General features: G+C 54.6%; 14 protein-coding genes. 11 read left to right on the top strand and 3 right to left on the bottom strand.

Translation table 11 applies throughout. The features are described from left to right. The first annotated feature begins 265 nt into the window (after window positions 1-265). From FKCLFG_RS06845 to FKCLFG_RS06885, 9 genes are all read left to right on the top strand, one after another. Window positions 266-931, top strand: a complete 666-nt coding sequence (locus tag FKCLFG_RS06845; RefSeq protein ID WP_472615466.1) for a phosphoribosylanthranilate isomerase — start codon at window positions 266-268, stop codon at window positions 929-931. Between the two features lie 12 nt (window positions 932-943). Further along, window positions 944-2,176, top strand: a complete 1,233-nt coding sequence (gene trpB / locus FKCLFG_RS06850) for a tryptophan synthase subunit beta (protein ID WP_472615467.1) — start codon at window positions 944-946, stop codon at window positions 2,174-2,176. Window positions 2,177-2,416: 240 nt separating this feature from the next. Then, entirely contained in the window at window positions 2,417-3,214 is a 798-nt protein-coding gene (trpA, locus tag FKCLFG_RS06855; RefSeq protein ID WP_472615468.1) for a tryptophan synthase subunit alpha, read from the top strand. Window positions 3,215-3,266: 52 nt separating this feature from the next. Next, the gene (gene accD / locus FKCLFG_RS06860) at window positions 3,267-4,139 is read left to right on the top strand and encodes an acetyl-CoA carboxylase, carboxyltransferase subunit beta (RefSeq protein ID WP_472615469.1); all 873 of its coding nucleotides are present in this window, start codon (window positions 3,267-3,269) and stop codon (window positions 4,137-4,139) included. 97 nt (window positions 4,140-4,236) lie between these two features. Continuing rightward, the gene (gene folC, locus FKCLFG_RS06865) at window positions 4,237-5,541 is read left to right on the top strand and encodes a bifunctional tetrahydrofolate synthase/dihydrofolate synthase (RefSeq protein ID WP_472615470.1); all 1,305 of its coding nucleotides are present in this window, start codon (window positions 4,237-4,239) and stop codon (window positions 5,539-5,541) included. 27 nt (window positions 5,542-5,568) lie between these two features. Further along, complete coding sequence (locus FKCLFG_RS06870) at window positions 5,569-6,555, top strand: SPOR domain-containing protein (RefSeq protein ID WP_472615471.1); 987 nt, start codon at window positions 5,569-5,571, stop codon at window positions 6,553-6,555. A gap of 40 nt (window positions 6,556-6,595) precedes the next feature. Then, entirely contained in the window at window positions 6,596-7,084 is a 489-nt protein-coding gene (locus tag FKCLFG_RS06875) for a CvpA family protein (protein WP_472615472.1), read from the top strand. Window positions 7,085-7,105: 21 nt separating this feature from the next. Next, window positions 7,106-8,623, top strand: coding sequence for an amidophosphoribosyltransferase (purF, locus tag FKCLFG_RS06880; RefSeq protein ID WP_472615473.1), 1,518 nt, complete (start codon window positions 7,106-7,108; stop codon window positions 8,621-8,623). Window positions 8,624-8,692: 69 nt separating this feature from the next. Continuing rightward, window positions 8,693-9,934, top strand: coding sequence for a cystathionine gamma-synthase family protein (locus FKCLFG_RS06885; RefSeq protein WP_472615474.1), 1,242 nt, complete (start codon window positions 8,693-8,695; stop codon window positions 9,932-9,934). Window positions 9,935-10,054: 120 nt separating this feature from the next. On the opposite strand, the gene FKCLFG_RS06890 is transcribed toward FKCLFG_RS06885, so the two are convergent. Together FKCLFG_RS06890 and FKCLFG_RS06895 are read right to left on the bottom strand one after the other, a co-directional pair. Next, window positions 10,055-10,648, bottom strand: coding sequence for an LOG family protein (locus FKCLFG_RS06890; RefSeq protein ID WP_472615808.1), 594 nt, complete (start codon window positions 10,646-10,648; stop codon window positions 10,055-10,057). A 64-nt stretch (window positions 10,649-10,712) separates the two neighbouring features. Beyond that, window positions 10,713-11,378 (bottom strand): TetR/AcrR family transcriptional regulator, encoded by a 666-nt coding sequence (locus tag FKCLFG_RS06895; RefSeq protein ID WP_472615475.1) that lies wholly within the window; start codon window positions 11,376-11,378, stop codon window positions 10,713-10,715. Window positions 11,379-11,632: 254 nt separating this feature from the next. On the opposite strand from FKCLFG_RS06895, the gene FKCLFG_RS06900 reads away from it, so the two are divergent. Together FKCLFG_RS06900 and FKCLFG_RS06905 are read left to right on the top strand one after the other, a co-directional pair. Next, entirely contained in the window at window positions 11,633-11,998 is a 366-nt protein-coding gene (locus tag FKCLFG_RS06900; RefSeq protein WP_472615476.1) for an HPF/RaiA family ribosome-associated protein, read from the top strand. 272 nt (window positions 11,999-12,270) lie between these two features. Further along, complete coding sequence (locus tag FKCLFG_RS06905; protein WP_472615477.1) at window positions 12,271-13,218, top strand: DUF808 domain-containing protein; 948 nt, start codon at window positions 12,271-12,273, stop codon at window positions 13,216-13,218. Between the two features lie 36 nt (window positions 13,219-13,254). On the opposite strand, the gene FKCLFG_RS06910 is transcribed toward FKCLFG_RS06905, so the two are convergent. Beyond that, window positions 13,255-13,680, bottom strand: a complete 426-nt coding sequence (locus tag FKCLFG_RS06910; protein ID WP_472615478.1) for a hypothetical protein — start codon at window positions 13,678-13,680, stop codon at window positions 13,255-13,257. Window positions 13,681-13,711: the final 31 nt, after the last annotated feature.

The raw sequence follows: 13,711 nt of genomic DNA on the forward strand, positions 1-13,711 counted from the left end.
ATGACCAAACAGCCAATCCATTCCTACTAAAATGTATCGTTTCAAGCGCATTCATTCTTAGCTGGAAATACAAGTACCGTTCAGGCTTATACTTTTTTGGGTAAGTATCCGGCTTTTCATGCGGCATCCTGGCGGGTACACTCTAGCCGGATTGCTGTCTTGCACCATATTTTATAAGTCGGGAATCAGCGTAAATACTGTTTTTTTACCTGCATTACTTAATTACTTAATATTAATTGCATAGCCCTATACTTGATTGGATCCGATGCGCCAGCGAACCCGAATTAAAATTTGCGGACTGACCCGCAGCGAAGATGTGCAGGCAGCGGTGACTGCCGGTGCCGATGCGATCGGCTTCGTGTTTTATCCCGGTAGTCCGCGTTATATCGCACCCGAAGCGGCGGCGCGTTTGATTGCCGCAATGCCGCCGTTTGTCACTGCGGTAGGCCTGTTCGTCAATGCCACTGAGCAACAAATAGCGCGGGTGCTCGCACAAGCGCCGGTTGCATTATTGCAATTCCATGGCGACGAAACTCCGGCTCAGTGCACGGCCATTGCCAAGGCGGTCGGACGGCCGTTTATCCGCGCGCTGCGGGTACGCCAGGATATGCGCGCCGCTGATTTGCTAGAATACGAGCAGGATTATTGTGATGCCGCCGGATTGTTGCTCGACACTTTTGTGGACAGCTATGGCGGCGCTGGAAAGGTATTCGATTGGTCTGTCATTCCAAAAGAACTCGCGCCTCGGGTCGTTTTAAGTGGTGGCTTGCGCGCACAAAACGCGACTGACGCAGTGCAGCGTGTGCGCCCTTACGCGGTCGACGTCAGTAGCGGCGTCGAACACAGCAAGGGCATCAAGGACGCCGACAAAATTCGCGCTTTCATCGACGCGGTACGTCAGGCCGACGCCATCCCAGACACTCCCGACTAATTGAGAAAAACCATGAGCGAACACGATATCACCCCTCTTTTCCATGCGGAAAATTATCCTTTTCCGGACGCCAACGGCCATTTCGGCCCATACGGCGGTACTTTCGTTTCCGAGACGCTGACCCATGCGCTCACGGAATTGAAAGATGCCTATGCACATTACAGCAGCGATCCGGAATTTCTGGCGGAATTCCGTTACGAGTTGAAGCATTTCGTCGGTCGTCCGAGCCCAATTTATCACGCCAAGCGCTGGTCCGAACTGCAGGGCGGGGCGCAGATATTTTTCAAGCGCGAAGACCTCAATCATACTGGCGCGCACAAGATCAATAACACCATCGGCCAGGCGCTGTTGGCGCGGCGCATGGGCAAACCACGGGTGATCGCCGAAACTGGTGCCGGCCAGCATGGCGTGGCAACCGCCACCATCTGCGCTCGTTTCGGCCTTGAATGTGTGGTCTATATGGGCTCGGAAGACGTCAGACGCCAAGCGCAGAATGTTTACCGGATGAAGCTGCTGGGCGCTACCGTGGTGCCGGTCGAATCCGGCTCCAAGACGCTCAAGGATGCGCTGAATGAAGCGATGCGCGACTGGGTCACAAATGTCGAAAACACGTTTTACATCATCGGCACCGCCGCAGGCCCGCATCCTTATCCGATGATGGTGCGCGATTTCCAGTCGGTGATCGGTGAGGAATGCCTGACACAGATGCCGGAAATGACCGGCCGTCAGCCCGATCATGTGGTGGCCTGCGTTGGTGGCGGCTCGAATGCGATGGGGATTTTTTACCCGTATATCGACCGCAAGGACGTCAAGCTGATAGGCGTCGAAGCGGCAGGCGAGGGCATGGAGAGCGGCAAACATTCGGCCTCCCTGACTGCCGGCACGCCGGGCGTGCTGCACGGCAACCGCACTTATCTGCTGCAGGATGAAAACGGCCAGATCATCGAAACCCATTCGGTTTCGGCCGGTCTGGATTATCCCGGTGTCGGTCCGGAACATGCATGGCTGAAAGATTCCGGCCGCGCCCAATACGTAACCATTACCGATGAAGAAGCGCTGCAGGCGTTTCACCGCTGTTGTCGCATCGAAGGCATCATCCCGGCGCTGGAATCGAGTCATGCACTGGCCTACGCCGCCAAGCTGGCCGCCACGCTACCGAAAGAGCAGACGATATTGGTCAACTTGTCGGGGCGCGGCGACAAGGATATACATACGGTAGCCGAACGGATGGGCGATTTTTATTGATTTTGCAACAATTTTAAAAATTGTAACTATCCTGCGATGTGCATTATCCAGATTTTTCTTCAGAATGCATACTGCGCATCGTATTTTTTTATAGTTATTTAAAATATTGCGGAACAGTGGCTGTTTTTTGCCATACTCCCCTATAAATATTTTTTACAGAAATCGGCTGGCAAATTTGGCGTAAGCCGTTTATGCACTGCATTCCGGCCGGATAACGAACACATTACTGCGAGTCCAACCATGTCCAGAATCCAGCCCACTCTATCCGCCCTGGCGGCGCAAAACAAAAAAGGCTTGATCCCCTTCATCACCGCCGGCGACCCGGACCCGTCGCTGACCGTGCCGCTGATGCACGCGCTGGTCGCAGGCGGGGCCGATATTATCGAATTGGGCGTGCCGTTTTCCGACCCGATGGCCGATGGCCCTGTGATCCAGCGCGCATCGGAACGCGCATTACTGAAAGGCGTCGGGCTGCGCGACGTCTTGGGTTATGTCAGCGATTTCCGTGCTACCAACCAGAAAACGCCCGTGGTTTTGATGGGTTACGCGAATCCGATCGAGCGCATGGGTACCGATGCCTTCATTCTGGCGGCCAAAGCGGCCGGCGTCGATGGCGTGCTGGTGGTGGATTACCCGCCGGAAGAGTGCGAACAGTTCGCCGCTGCAATGCGGGCCCAGGAACTCGATACCATCTTCCTGTTGGCGCCCACTTCGACCGATGAGCGGATCGCAAAAGTCGGCAAAATCGCCAGCGGTTATGTCTATTACGTGTCCCTGAAAGGCGTCACCGGCTCCGGCAGCCTCGATCTGGACGCGGTGGCAGCCATGATTCCGCGCATCAAGCGCCATGTCCAGGTGCCGGTTGGGGTCGGTTTTGGCATCCGCGACGCCGCCACCGCGAAGGCGATTGCCTCGGTGTCGGATGCGGTTGTAATCGGTAGTCGCATCATCGAAGAGTTGGAAAATACGCCGCCAGATCACTGCGCTGAGGCAGTACAAACCTTCATTTCCGGCGTGCGTCGGGCATTAGACGCGTAAAATTGCACAAAATTATGCGGCAAAGTCGCAGTATTCCACCAAGGAGTTCACTATGAGTTGGCTAGAAAAGCTGCTTCCCCCGCGCATTCAGCGCTCCGATTCCGCGAATCGCAAGTCGATGCCGGAAGGCCTGTGGGTCAAATGCGCATCTTGCGAGGCGGTGTTGTACCGTTCGGACTTGGAGTCCAATCTCCATGTCTGCCCTAAATGCAACCATCACATGCGAATTCGCGCCCGTGAGCGGCTCGATGCCTTACTCGATGCCGGCGGCCGTTATGAGATCGGCCAGGAATTGCTGCCGGTCGATACCCTGAAATTCAAGGACAGCAAAAAATATTCGGATCGGCTCAAAGCCGGCGTTGACGTCACCGGCGAAACCGATGCGATGGTGGTTCTGGGCGGTGCCATCATGACGGTGCCCGTGGTGGTGGCCTGTTTCGAGTTCGATTTCATGGGCGGTTCGATGGGTTCGGTAGTAGGCGAACGTTTTGTGCGCGGCGCCAAAACCGCAATCGAACAAAAAGTACCATTCATCTGCATCACCGCAACCGGCGGCGCGCGCATGCAGGAAGGCTTGCTGTCGCTATTCCAGATGGCTAAAACCACGGCGATGCTGACCAAGCTTTCCGAAAAGAAAATACCGTTTATTACCGTCCTCACCGACCCCACTATGGGCGGCGTGTCGGCATCCTTCGCCTTCATGGGCGACGTGGTGATTGCCGAGCCGAAAGCACTGATCGGTTTTGCCGGTCCGCGTGTTATCGAAAATACCGTGCGCGAAATACTTCCGGAAGGCTTTCAGCGCGCCGAATTTTTGGTCAAAAAAGGCGCAGTCGACATGATCGTCGACCGTCGCAAGATGCGTGAAGAAATCGCTCGTATCCTGGCGTTGTTGCAAAATCAGGCCGCAGACGCGGTGGCCTAAGTCGTCTGAATGCACCGCCTAACTCCGGCCAGCAACCGGAGCGGGATGTCATGCAAGCGATTACAATTGCACGTTTCCTCTTTTCTACAAGTTTTGCATGTCGATCCAAACATCACACACACTGCCGCAATGGCTCGAATACATCTCTCATTTGCATAGCCACACCATCGACATGGGGCTGGACCGGGTGGCTGAGGTGTATGCCCGTCTGGATATTAGTTTTAACGCCGCCGTCATCACTGTTGCCGGCACCAATGGCAAGGGATCGACTTGCGCATTGCTGGAATCGATCCTGTTGCAGGGCGGCTATCAGGTCGGCTTGTACACTTCGCCGCATTTGCTGGTTTTCAACGAGCGGGTGCGCATCAATGGCGAAATGGTGACCGATGCAGCGCTGATGGCTGCCTTTACACTGGTCGAAGTGGCCCGCGGCAAGATCACCCTGTCTTATTTCGAATTCACCACGCTGGCGGCACTGAAGCTGTTTGCCGACGCCGGACTGGATGCAGTGATTCTGGAAGTCGGTCTGGGCGGCCGCCTGGATGCGGTCAATGTAGTCGATGCGGATGTGGCTATCGTCACCAGCATCGATATCGATCATACCGATTACCTGGGTGACACACGCGAAAAAATCGGCTTTGAGAAAGCCGGGATTTTCAGGACCGGCAAGGCGGCGATCTGCAGTGATCCTGTGCCGCCGCAGTCGCTGATTGATCATGCTTTGGAAATTGGCGCCGACTTGTGGCTGTTCGGCCGCGATTTCAATTATTCCGGCGATCAGTTGCAATGGAATTTCGGCGGTCGTAATCAGCGGCGCAACTCGCTCGCTTACCCTAGTCTGCGCGGCGCCAACCAGTTATTGAATGCCTCGGCGGCGCTGGCGGCGCTGGAAGTATTGCGTTTGCGCTTACCGCTGGGCGCGCAAGAAATCCGTAAAGGCATCGTGCTGGTGGACTTGCCGGGACGCTTTCAAGTCTTGCCGGGACAACCGACCGTGGTGCTGGATGTGGGGCATAATCCGCACGCGGCAGCGACGTTAGCCCAAAATTTGGGCAACATGGGTTATAGCCCCTACACTTACGCAGTATTCGGCGCAATGCAGGACAAGGATATCGATGGCATCATCGCGCATCTGAAGTCTTGCGTTGATCATTGGTGCGTAACGGACCTGCCGTTGCCACGTGCAGCTTCCGCTGCCGCATTGCAACAAAAGCTCTTGCAAGCGGGCGTTAAAGAGCAGTCAGGGTCGACAGGAGATTCAAGCATAAATACTTTTAGGTCTCCGGCAGAAGCTTTTGCAAATGCGCAAAGCAGGGCAGGTGTGAATGATAGAATCGTGGTCTTCGGCTCTTTTTTGACCGTCGCCGGCGTGTTAAATGCACGAAAATCCAAATCTCACTAACTCACTAACGAATTTAGCATCTAGCGTATGGGCTTGTTCTCGTTTCTTGGTACAAAAAAGCAGAAATCCACTAGCGGCAAGCCAGAATTTAACTCTCGCTCCGAAGAAAATTCTCATGCTTCTAGCAACCGAAGCACCCGCAGCAAAAAGAAGCCGGATGATACTGAAAATTCATCTTCCGACGCCGCGCTGCCTGAAAAAAAACGGGCCCGCAGACGCCTGATCGGCGCCATCGCTCTGGTACTGGCAGCCATTATCGGATTGCCAATGCTGTTCGATTCCGAGCAGAAATCAGTGCCAAGCGATATCGCCATCCAAATTCCTTCTGTGGATACCCCACCAGTACCAGCCGCACCAGTCTCCCCGGCCATGCCGCCGGCGCCATCGGCCGCAGCAGCAGGCGCATCGTCTTTCGGGGCAGTGTCTGCTTCCACCGCATTGAGCCAGCAAGAGGAAATTATCAAATTGGCACCAGCACCGGTACCGGAAATTGCGCCAGTTCCCGTAACCAGCAGTGCCGCCGTGCAGCAAGCACCGGTGGTGGATGGTGCGCGGCACAAGCCCGTTCCGGAAACCAAGCCCGCCCCAAAGTCAGAACCGAAGCAGGAGCCAAAACCGAAGCAGGAGCCAAAACCAGAATCCAAGCCGGTGCTTAAACCAGAGCCGGTGCCTAAACCCGAGCCTAAACCAGAACCTAAGCAAGCTAAAAAAGCAGATGAGACAGCGCGAGCTCGGGCCATTCTGGAAGGGCAGGCCGTTACCGTTGTAGCGGAAAAAGTATCGTCCAAATTCGCGCTGCAGATTGCTGCATTGGCAAGCCAGGAAAAGGTTGATGAATTGCAGGGAAAGTTAAAAGGCGCTGGCATTAAATCGTATACGCAAAAAGTTACGGCCAAATCCGGCTCGCCTATTCGTGTCAGGGTAGGACCATTTGCCAGTAAGGAAGAGGCCGAGAAAATGCGCGCCAAACTGGTTAGTCTGGGTTTCGGCGGCACTCTGGTGCCGATTAACTAGCAGCCGCTGGCAACGAATGGCAGCGGATGATGACTAACTTGTGACGATCTTCGATTATCTGGTTTTGTTCGTGTTGCTGTGCTCAGTTGTCATCAGCACGATGCGAGGTTTGCTTAAGGAAGTGCTGTCATTGCTTGGCTGGATAGCGGCGTTCGTTGTCGCCAATGCGTATGGTGCAAAACTGGCTGTGTTGTTGCCGGAGATTATTCCCGGCAGCACATTGCGTTTGATTGTGGGCTTTATCGTGCTGTTTATTGGCACCCGTTTGTTAATGTCGTTACTGACGGTGGCGGTCGATTCTGTGGTTACTGCCAGCGGTCTGAAGGTGATTGATCGCGGCTTGGGTGGTTTGTTCGGCCTCGGGCGTGGAGTTGTGATTGTGCTCGCCATGGCTTTGCTGTGCGGCATGACCTCGATTCCGCAACAGCCGTTCTGGACCGATGCACTATTGAGTCCGCTGGTGGAAAGCGCTGCGCGCACCGTCCAGCAGTTTTTGCCGGGCGATTTCATACGGCATGTAAAATTTTGAATCATTTGTTAGGAGTCTTCCATGTGTGGCATTGTCGGTGTTGTTTCTCATGGTCCCGCTAATCAGCTGATTTATGACGCTTTGCTCTTGTTGCAGCATCGAGGCCAGGATGCTGCGGGTATTGCAACCAATCACGGAAATAAATTCATCATGCACAAGGCCAATGGCCTGGTGCGTGACGTATTTCGCACGCGCAACATGCGCTCGCTGCTGGGCAATACCGGCATCGGTCAGGTGCGCTATCCGACCGCCGGCTCCGCTAGCGAAGAAGAGGCGCAACCGTTTTACGTCAATGCGCCGTTCGGCATTATTCTGGCGCACAACGGCAACCTGACCAATAGCGGGCAGCTGAAAATCGAACTGTTTAAAAACGATCGGCGTCACATCAATACCGATTCCGATTCGGAAGTGCTGCTCAACGTGCTGGCGCACGAAATTCAGGAAGCCACCAGCGGTTATTCGCTCGACCCATCTACGTTGTTCAAGGCGGTTGCAACCGTGCACAAACGGGTCCGCGGCTCGTACGCAGTGGTGGCGCAAATCGCCGGCCACGGTTTACTGGCCTTTCGCGATCCGTACGGCATCCGGCCACTGTGCATCGGCGTCAATGAGACGGCCAAAGGCAATGAATACGTAGTCGCCAGCGAATCGGTGGCGCTTGAAGGCTTGGGTTTCCGGTTTTTGCGGGATGTCACGCCTGGTGAAGCCATCTTCATTGATCAAGATCATGTCATGCATAGCCACCAATGCGCGGACAATCCGACGCTCAATCCTTGCGCGTTCGAGTTTGTATATTTTGCACGTCCGGACTCCATCATCGACGGTGCATCTGTCTATGCCAGCCGCCTGAAAATGGGTGAGTATCTGGCAGAAAAGGTGCGGAAGCAGTTCCCGCAAGGCGACATCGATGTCGTGATGCCAATTCCAGACTCAGCCCGCCCGGCAACGATGGAACTGGCTCTGAAACTGAATATCCAGTATCGCGAAGGTTTCATCAAGAATCGTTACGTGGGTCGTACTTTCTTGATGCCGGGGCAGGCAATCCGGCAAAAATCGGTGCGCCAGAAGCTCAATGCGATAGCCTCCGAATTCAAGGGGAAATCCGTATTGCTGGTAGACGATTCGATTGTGCGCGGCACCACCAGCCGTGAAATCGTCCAGATGGCGCGCGATTCCGGTGCAAAACGGGTTATTTTCGCTTCTGCAGCGCCACCGGTGAAGTTCCCGAACGTGTACGGAATCGATATGCCCACGCGTCATGAACTGATTGCTTTCGGGCGTTCCGATGAGGAAGTCTGCCGCGAGATTACCGCCGATGCGCTGGTGTATCAGGATCTTGATGCATTAAAACGCTCCATCTCGGATGTCAATCCGGCCCTGAAGAGATTCGAGGCATCCTGCTTTGATGGCGTCTACGTGACCGGCGACATCACGCGCGATTATCTGGACTGCATCGAAGCGGCGCGCAACAATCCGCGGCCCTTGCTCGAAGATGCGGTGCGCTCGCAATTGAACCTGAATCTTGCGCACGCAGATTGATCACTGCATTTGCGACGATGCCCTGGTTATCCGGGGCAGAAGTGCTTGTTACAATTAATATTGATTAATATGGCCGACCTCAAAAACACCGGATTTACCACCAGCATTCTGCATAGCGATCGGCAAAAACCGATCGAGCATGGTTCGCTGCACAAGCCGATTCATACCTCGGTCGCGTTCGGCTATAAGGATGCGCGTGAACTGGCCGCCGTATTTCAGGGCAAGCAGCCCGGTTACCGATACGGACGCCAAGGCAACCCGACCGTCTCGGCGCTGGAAGATAAGATTACCCGGATGGAAGGTGCCTATGCGACCGTTTGTTTCGCTACCGGCATGGCTGCTATCGGCGCTATTTTCCAGAGTTTGCTGCGCCAGGGAGACCACGTTGTATCGTCTTCCTTTTTGTTCGGCAATACCAACAGTCTGTGGCAAACGGTGAATAGCCAAGGCGTCGACATATCGTTTGCTGACGCCACCGATGTCCGGCAGATCGAAGCGGCGTTGACGCCGGCTACCCGCATCGTGTTTGTCGAAACCATCGCCAATCCGCGCACCCAGGTAGCCGACCTGAAGCACATCGGACGCCTGTGCCATGACCGCGGCATTCTGTATGTGGTCGATAATACGATGACTTCGCCTTACCTGTTTCAGGCGAAATCGGTCGGGGCCGGGCTGGTCGTCAATGCCTTGACAAAATCGATAGCCGGGCATGGCAATGTACTGGGCGGCAGCCTTACCGATACCGGCCTGTTTGACTGGACTGCATTTCCGAATATCGCACCGGGTTACAAGCGCTTCATACCCACTCAGTGGGGCATGGCGCAGGTGCGCGCCAAGGCCTTGCGCGACTTCGGCGCTACATTGGGGCCGGAAGCCGCGCATCACATTGCGATGGGAGCCGAAACCCTGGCACTGCGCCAGGAGCGCGCATGTGCCAGCGCACTGGCGATTACCAGCATGCTGGAGGCCGATCCACGGGTCGCAGCGGTCTACTATCCGGGCCTGCCTTCGCATCCGCAGCATGCCATTGCTACCGAGTTATTCCGACATTGGGGCAGCCTGTTCAGCTTCGAGTTAGCCGCGGGTATTGATTGCTTTGACTACCTGAATCGGCTCAGACTGGGAATTCCGGCCAGCAACCTGGGCGATACGCGCACTTTGGTGATCCCGGTTGCCCACACGATTTTCTTCGAGATGGGTGCCGAGCGCCGCGCCAGCATGGGAATTGCCGATTCGCTGATCCGGGTCTCGGTCGGGATTGAAGATACGGCCGACCTGGTTGAAGATTTCCGGCAGGCTTTAGAGGCTTGATGCGCTGTCTGTAGGGGCGGGTCCCAAACCCTCCCTACCAGAGTTTCTGAATTTTTAATGGAGTATTATTTTTCTCGCTTATAAAACATGCGTAAATTGCATGTTTTATTGATATACACATCAGGGGTATATATTGCGATCCGCAGGCAGCGTCCATTTGTTCAGATCGCCCGGATGATAAGACTTGAATCTTGCCACCAGCGCAGCGGGCGTCGTTTCCATCAGCAGCAAGGATGCCTGTTCCGGGCGCAGGAAGCGCTCGGTGACGATGTGCTGCATGAAACTAAGCAGGCCGTCAAAGAAGCCGCCCACATTCAGCAGCCCAATTGGCTTGTTGTGCAGTCCCAGTTGCGACCAGGTAAACACTTCGAATAGTTCCTCCAGCGTACCAATCCCGCCCGGCATCGCAATGAAGCCGTCTGACAAGGTCGCCATCATGGCTTTGCGCTCATGCATATCCTTTACGATGTGCAGGCGCGTCAGGCCAGGATGCCCGATTTCCTTGTCCCGCAAAGCGCTCGGGATGACGCCGGTGGCTTCGCCACCGAGCCGCAAGACTTCGTCGGCGATAATACCCATCAGGCCGACGCTGGCGCCGCCATAGACCAGGGCGATATTGTCAGCGACCATTTCCTGGGCCAGCGCGCGCGCCGCTTGTGCATACATCGGCGAGGCTCCGGCAGAAGAGCCACAATAGACGCAAATTGATTTCATTTTCATCGTTGAAATTAATTGTTGAAATTTATTGTTGAAATTAAGCTTTGAAATTCAGGCACGTCTATTTGGATTTTTGCAAATATTCGGACGACAGCTTGTCGAACAGGGAGTGCGTATCGCCGCGCAAGAATGGTTCAATTACCGACAGCACCTGATAACAGCCGCGCGCCAGCGCTTCCGACATTATTTTTTGTTCGGAATAATTGCGCGGGTTGCGCACGTATTCGTATGACAGCCAGTAAGTCGCCACCACCACCATGTTGGTGGCCAGAGCATCGATTGCTGCATCGCTGGCTTCGAGCGCCTTTTCAGTACGCAGTTCTTCACATAAATGCTTCGCGACTTTGACCTTCTGCGCCAGAATCTGCTTGAAATGCAGTTCAAGTTTGCGGTTGCGCGACAGCAAGTCATTCATGTCGCGATAAAAGAAACGGTAGCGCCACACCAGCTCAAACATCCAGTGCAGATACAGCCAGACGTCTTCGATGCTGGGCCGGCGTTCGGCTGGAATCGCCAGGCGACGGTTGATTTCTTCTTCGAACTGGACAAAGATCGAGTTGACGATGTCATCCTTGTTGCGGAAGTGGTAATACAGGTTGCCCGGTGAAATATTCATTTCTTCCGAGATCACCGTGGTCGTGATGTTCGGTTCGCCGAATTCATTGAACAGGCGCAATGATAATTCCAGAATGCGTTCGCGCGTGCGGCGTGGGGCTTTTTGTTGCATATATAGCAATCTTTCTGTATGAAATCAGTTTCTGCGCAAGCTTAACATCATTGAAATTTTACGCAAACGCCCTGAATAGTGCCAGCGGTCAATGATTAAGTCCGCACCTTGAAATGGCATTTTGTAGCGCCATGTAAAAGGCAGGGCAATAAGACGGCAAGAGACAACCGGCATTGCTGTCCTCGTAAAAATTGCCGGACCCGGTCTTGCACCGGGAAGTTCGATTCATCCACCCGTATCAGGAGTAGGCAACCATGCAAATTCAAGTCAATACCGATAGCAACATCGAAAACAATGAAGGACTGACTAGCCATATTGAAACCGTAGTCCACGGTGCACTGAGCCATTTCAAAGAACAGGTGACAAGAGTGGAAGTCCACTTGAGTGACACTAATGGCCCAAAATCAGGTGCTGCCGATAACCGTTGCTTGATGGAAGTGCGGCTGCAAAACCATCAGCCAATCGCCGTAACCGAGCAAGCAGCGACGGTGCATCAGGCGGTTCAGGGTGCGGCAGAGAAATTGAAGCGTACGGTGGAAAGCACGTTGGGCCGGTTGGATGCGAATGCAAAAGCGCGGCCGGTGGTGGTGGATGCGGCAGAAATCGATGAGGATGCATAAGCGATAAATATCGCGTTTTTTCATTATTTTTACTGGTAGCCGGATGGCGCCTTTGATGTCTGGTTTTCTTCGGGTATCAAGAGCATCATCCGGCTGCCGCTTTTTGTACGGTGGATTGGATCGCCTGAATTCGGATAAAATGCGCAGCGCGCGCAAATCCTGCAATTTGACACACGTAATTCGACAACGCTGACAACGTCAACTTTGGCCGCCTCCATCATGGCAAATACGCGTCATGTTTGAAAAAATTTTATCATCCAAGGAACTCAAGCATGGCCGGATCCAGCCTTTTAGCCCTCATCGATGACATTGCCAGCATCCTCGATGACGTTAGCCTGATGACCAAGGTTGCAGCCAAGAAAACGGCTGGAGTGCTGGGCGATGACCTGGCATTGAATGCCCAGCAAGTCACCGGCGTGAAGGTCGAGCGCGAACTGCCGGTAGTCTGGGCGGTGGCAAAAGGCTCTTTCCGCAACAAGCTGATTCTAGTGCCGTCAGCGCTTGCCATCAGTTTTTTTGCGCCGTGGGCGGTAACGCCGCTTCTGATGCTAGGCGGCGCTTTTTTGTGCTATGAGGGTTTTGAAAAGCTGGTGCACAGCTTCTCGCACAACAAGGAGCAACACGGCGCGCATCAGACCGCATTGCTGCAAGCCTTGTCGGACCCGGTGGTCGACATGGTCGCGCTGGAGAAGGACAAAATAAAAGGCGCGGTGCGCACCGACTTTATCTTGTCGGCTGAAATCATCGCCATTACTTTGGGCACGGTGGCCGCAGCGTCGTTCGGCGAGCAAATCGTCGTGCTGTCGGTGATTGCGGTCATCATGACCATTGGCGTCTATGGTCTGGTGGCCGGCATCGTCAAGCTTGACGACGCCGGACTGTACTTGAGCCAAAAAGATGGCGGCAGTCTTTTGCTGAAAATGCAGCGCAGTCTCGGCAGAGGCATCCTGATATTTGCGCCTTACATGATGAAGAGCCTGTCGGTGATCGGTACGGCGGCGATGTTCATGGTGGGCGGCGGCATTCTTGCCCACGGCGTGCCGGCGGCAACAGCATTGATCCACGATTTGGCGCTCAGTTCAGGCGCGCTCCCGATGGTTGGCGGCGTACTGGAAACGCTGGCTCCGACGCTGCTGAACGCGGTGTTGGGAATCGTGGCCGGCGCAATAGTGCTGATTGCCGTGAGTGGTGCACAGAAAATCTATCGCCTTTTCCCGTAGGTGTGAATTTATTCGCACACATCAAATCGTGATTTATTATTTTCCGCAAGCGAGGGTATATTTCTCGGCGGCGCGGTGCGCTTTACTTTTGGCGTTTTCCATCGACTTCCGGGGCGCAGTTGCGGCATCCTCTTTGGCCCATTGCTGGCGCTGTCCCAACACCGCGCATTGTTTGCGCCTGGTGGCAGCGGCGCGGGCGAATTTTTCATGGGCACGATCTTCGCTGGCCTCGTTTTTATTGCGCTCACGCGTCAATCGATTCAGTTCGGCCTTGTCCGTTGCCAGGCGCTGGCGCGCATCTCCGGCAGCTTGTGCGGAAAACGTATCGTCTGTCTTGATGGCCGTTCCGTTGGCGCATTCGGTATCGCTATAAGTGATTTGCGCGCCTGCTTTGCATTTGTAAATAGCCGATGCGGGTACCGATACCGCGCACAGGGCGGCTAACAACAGCAATCTGTTCATAGTGTTTTCTCTGGACGCTGCTACAGAACGA

The sequence above is a fragment of the Gelidimonas denitrificans genome (genome assembly GCF_055694065.1).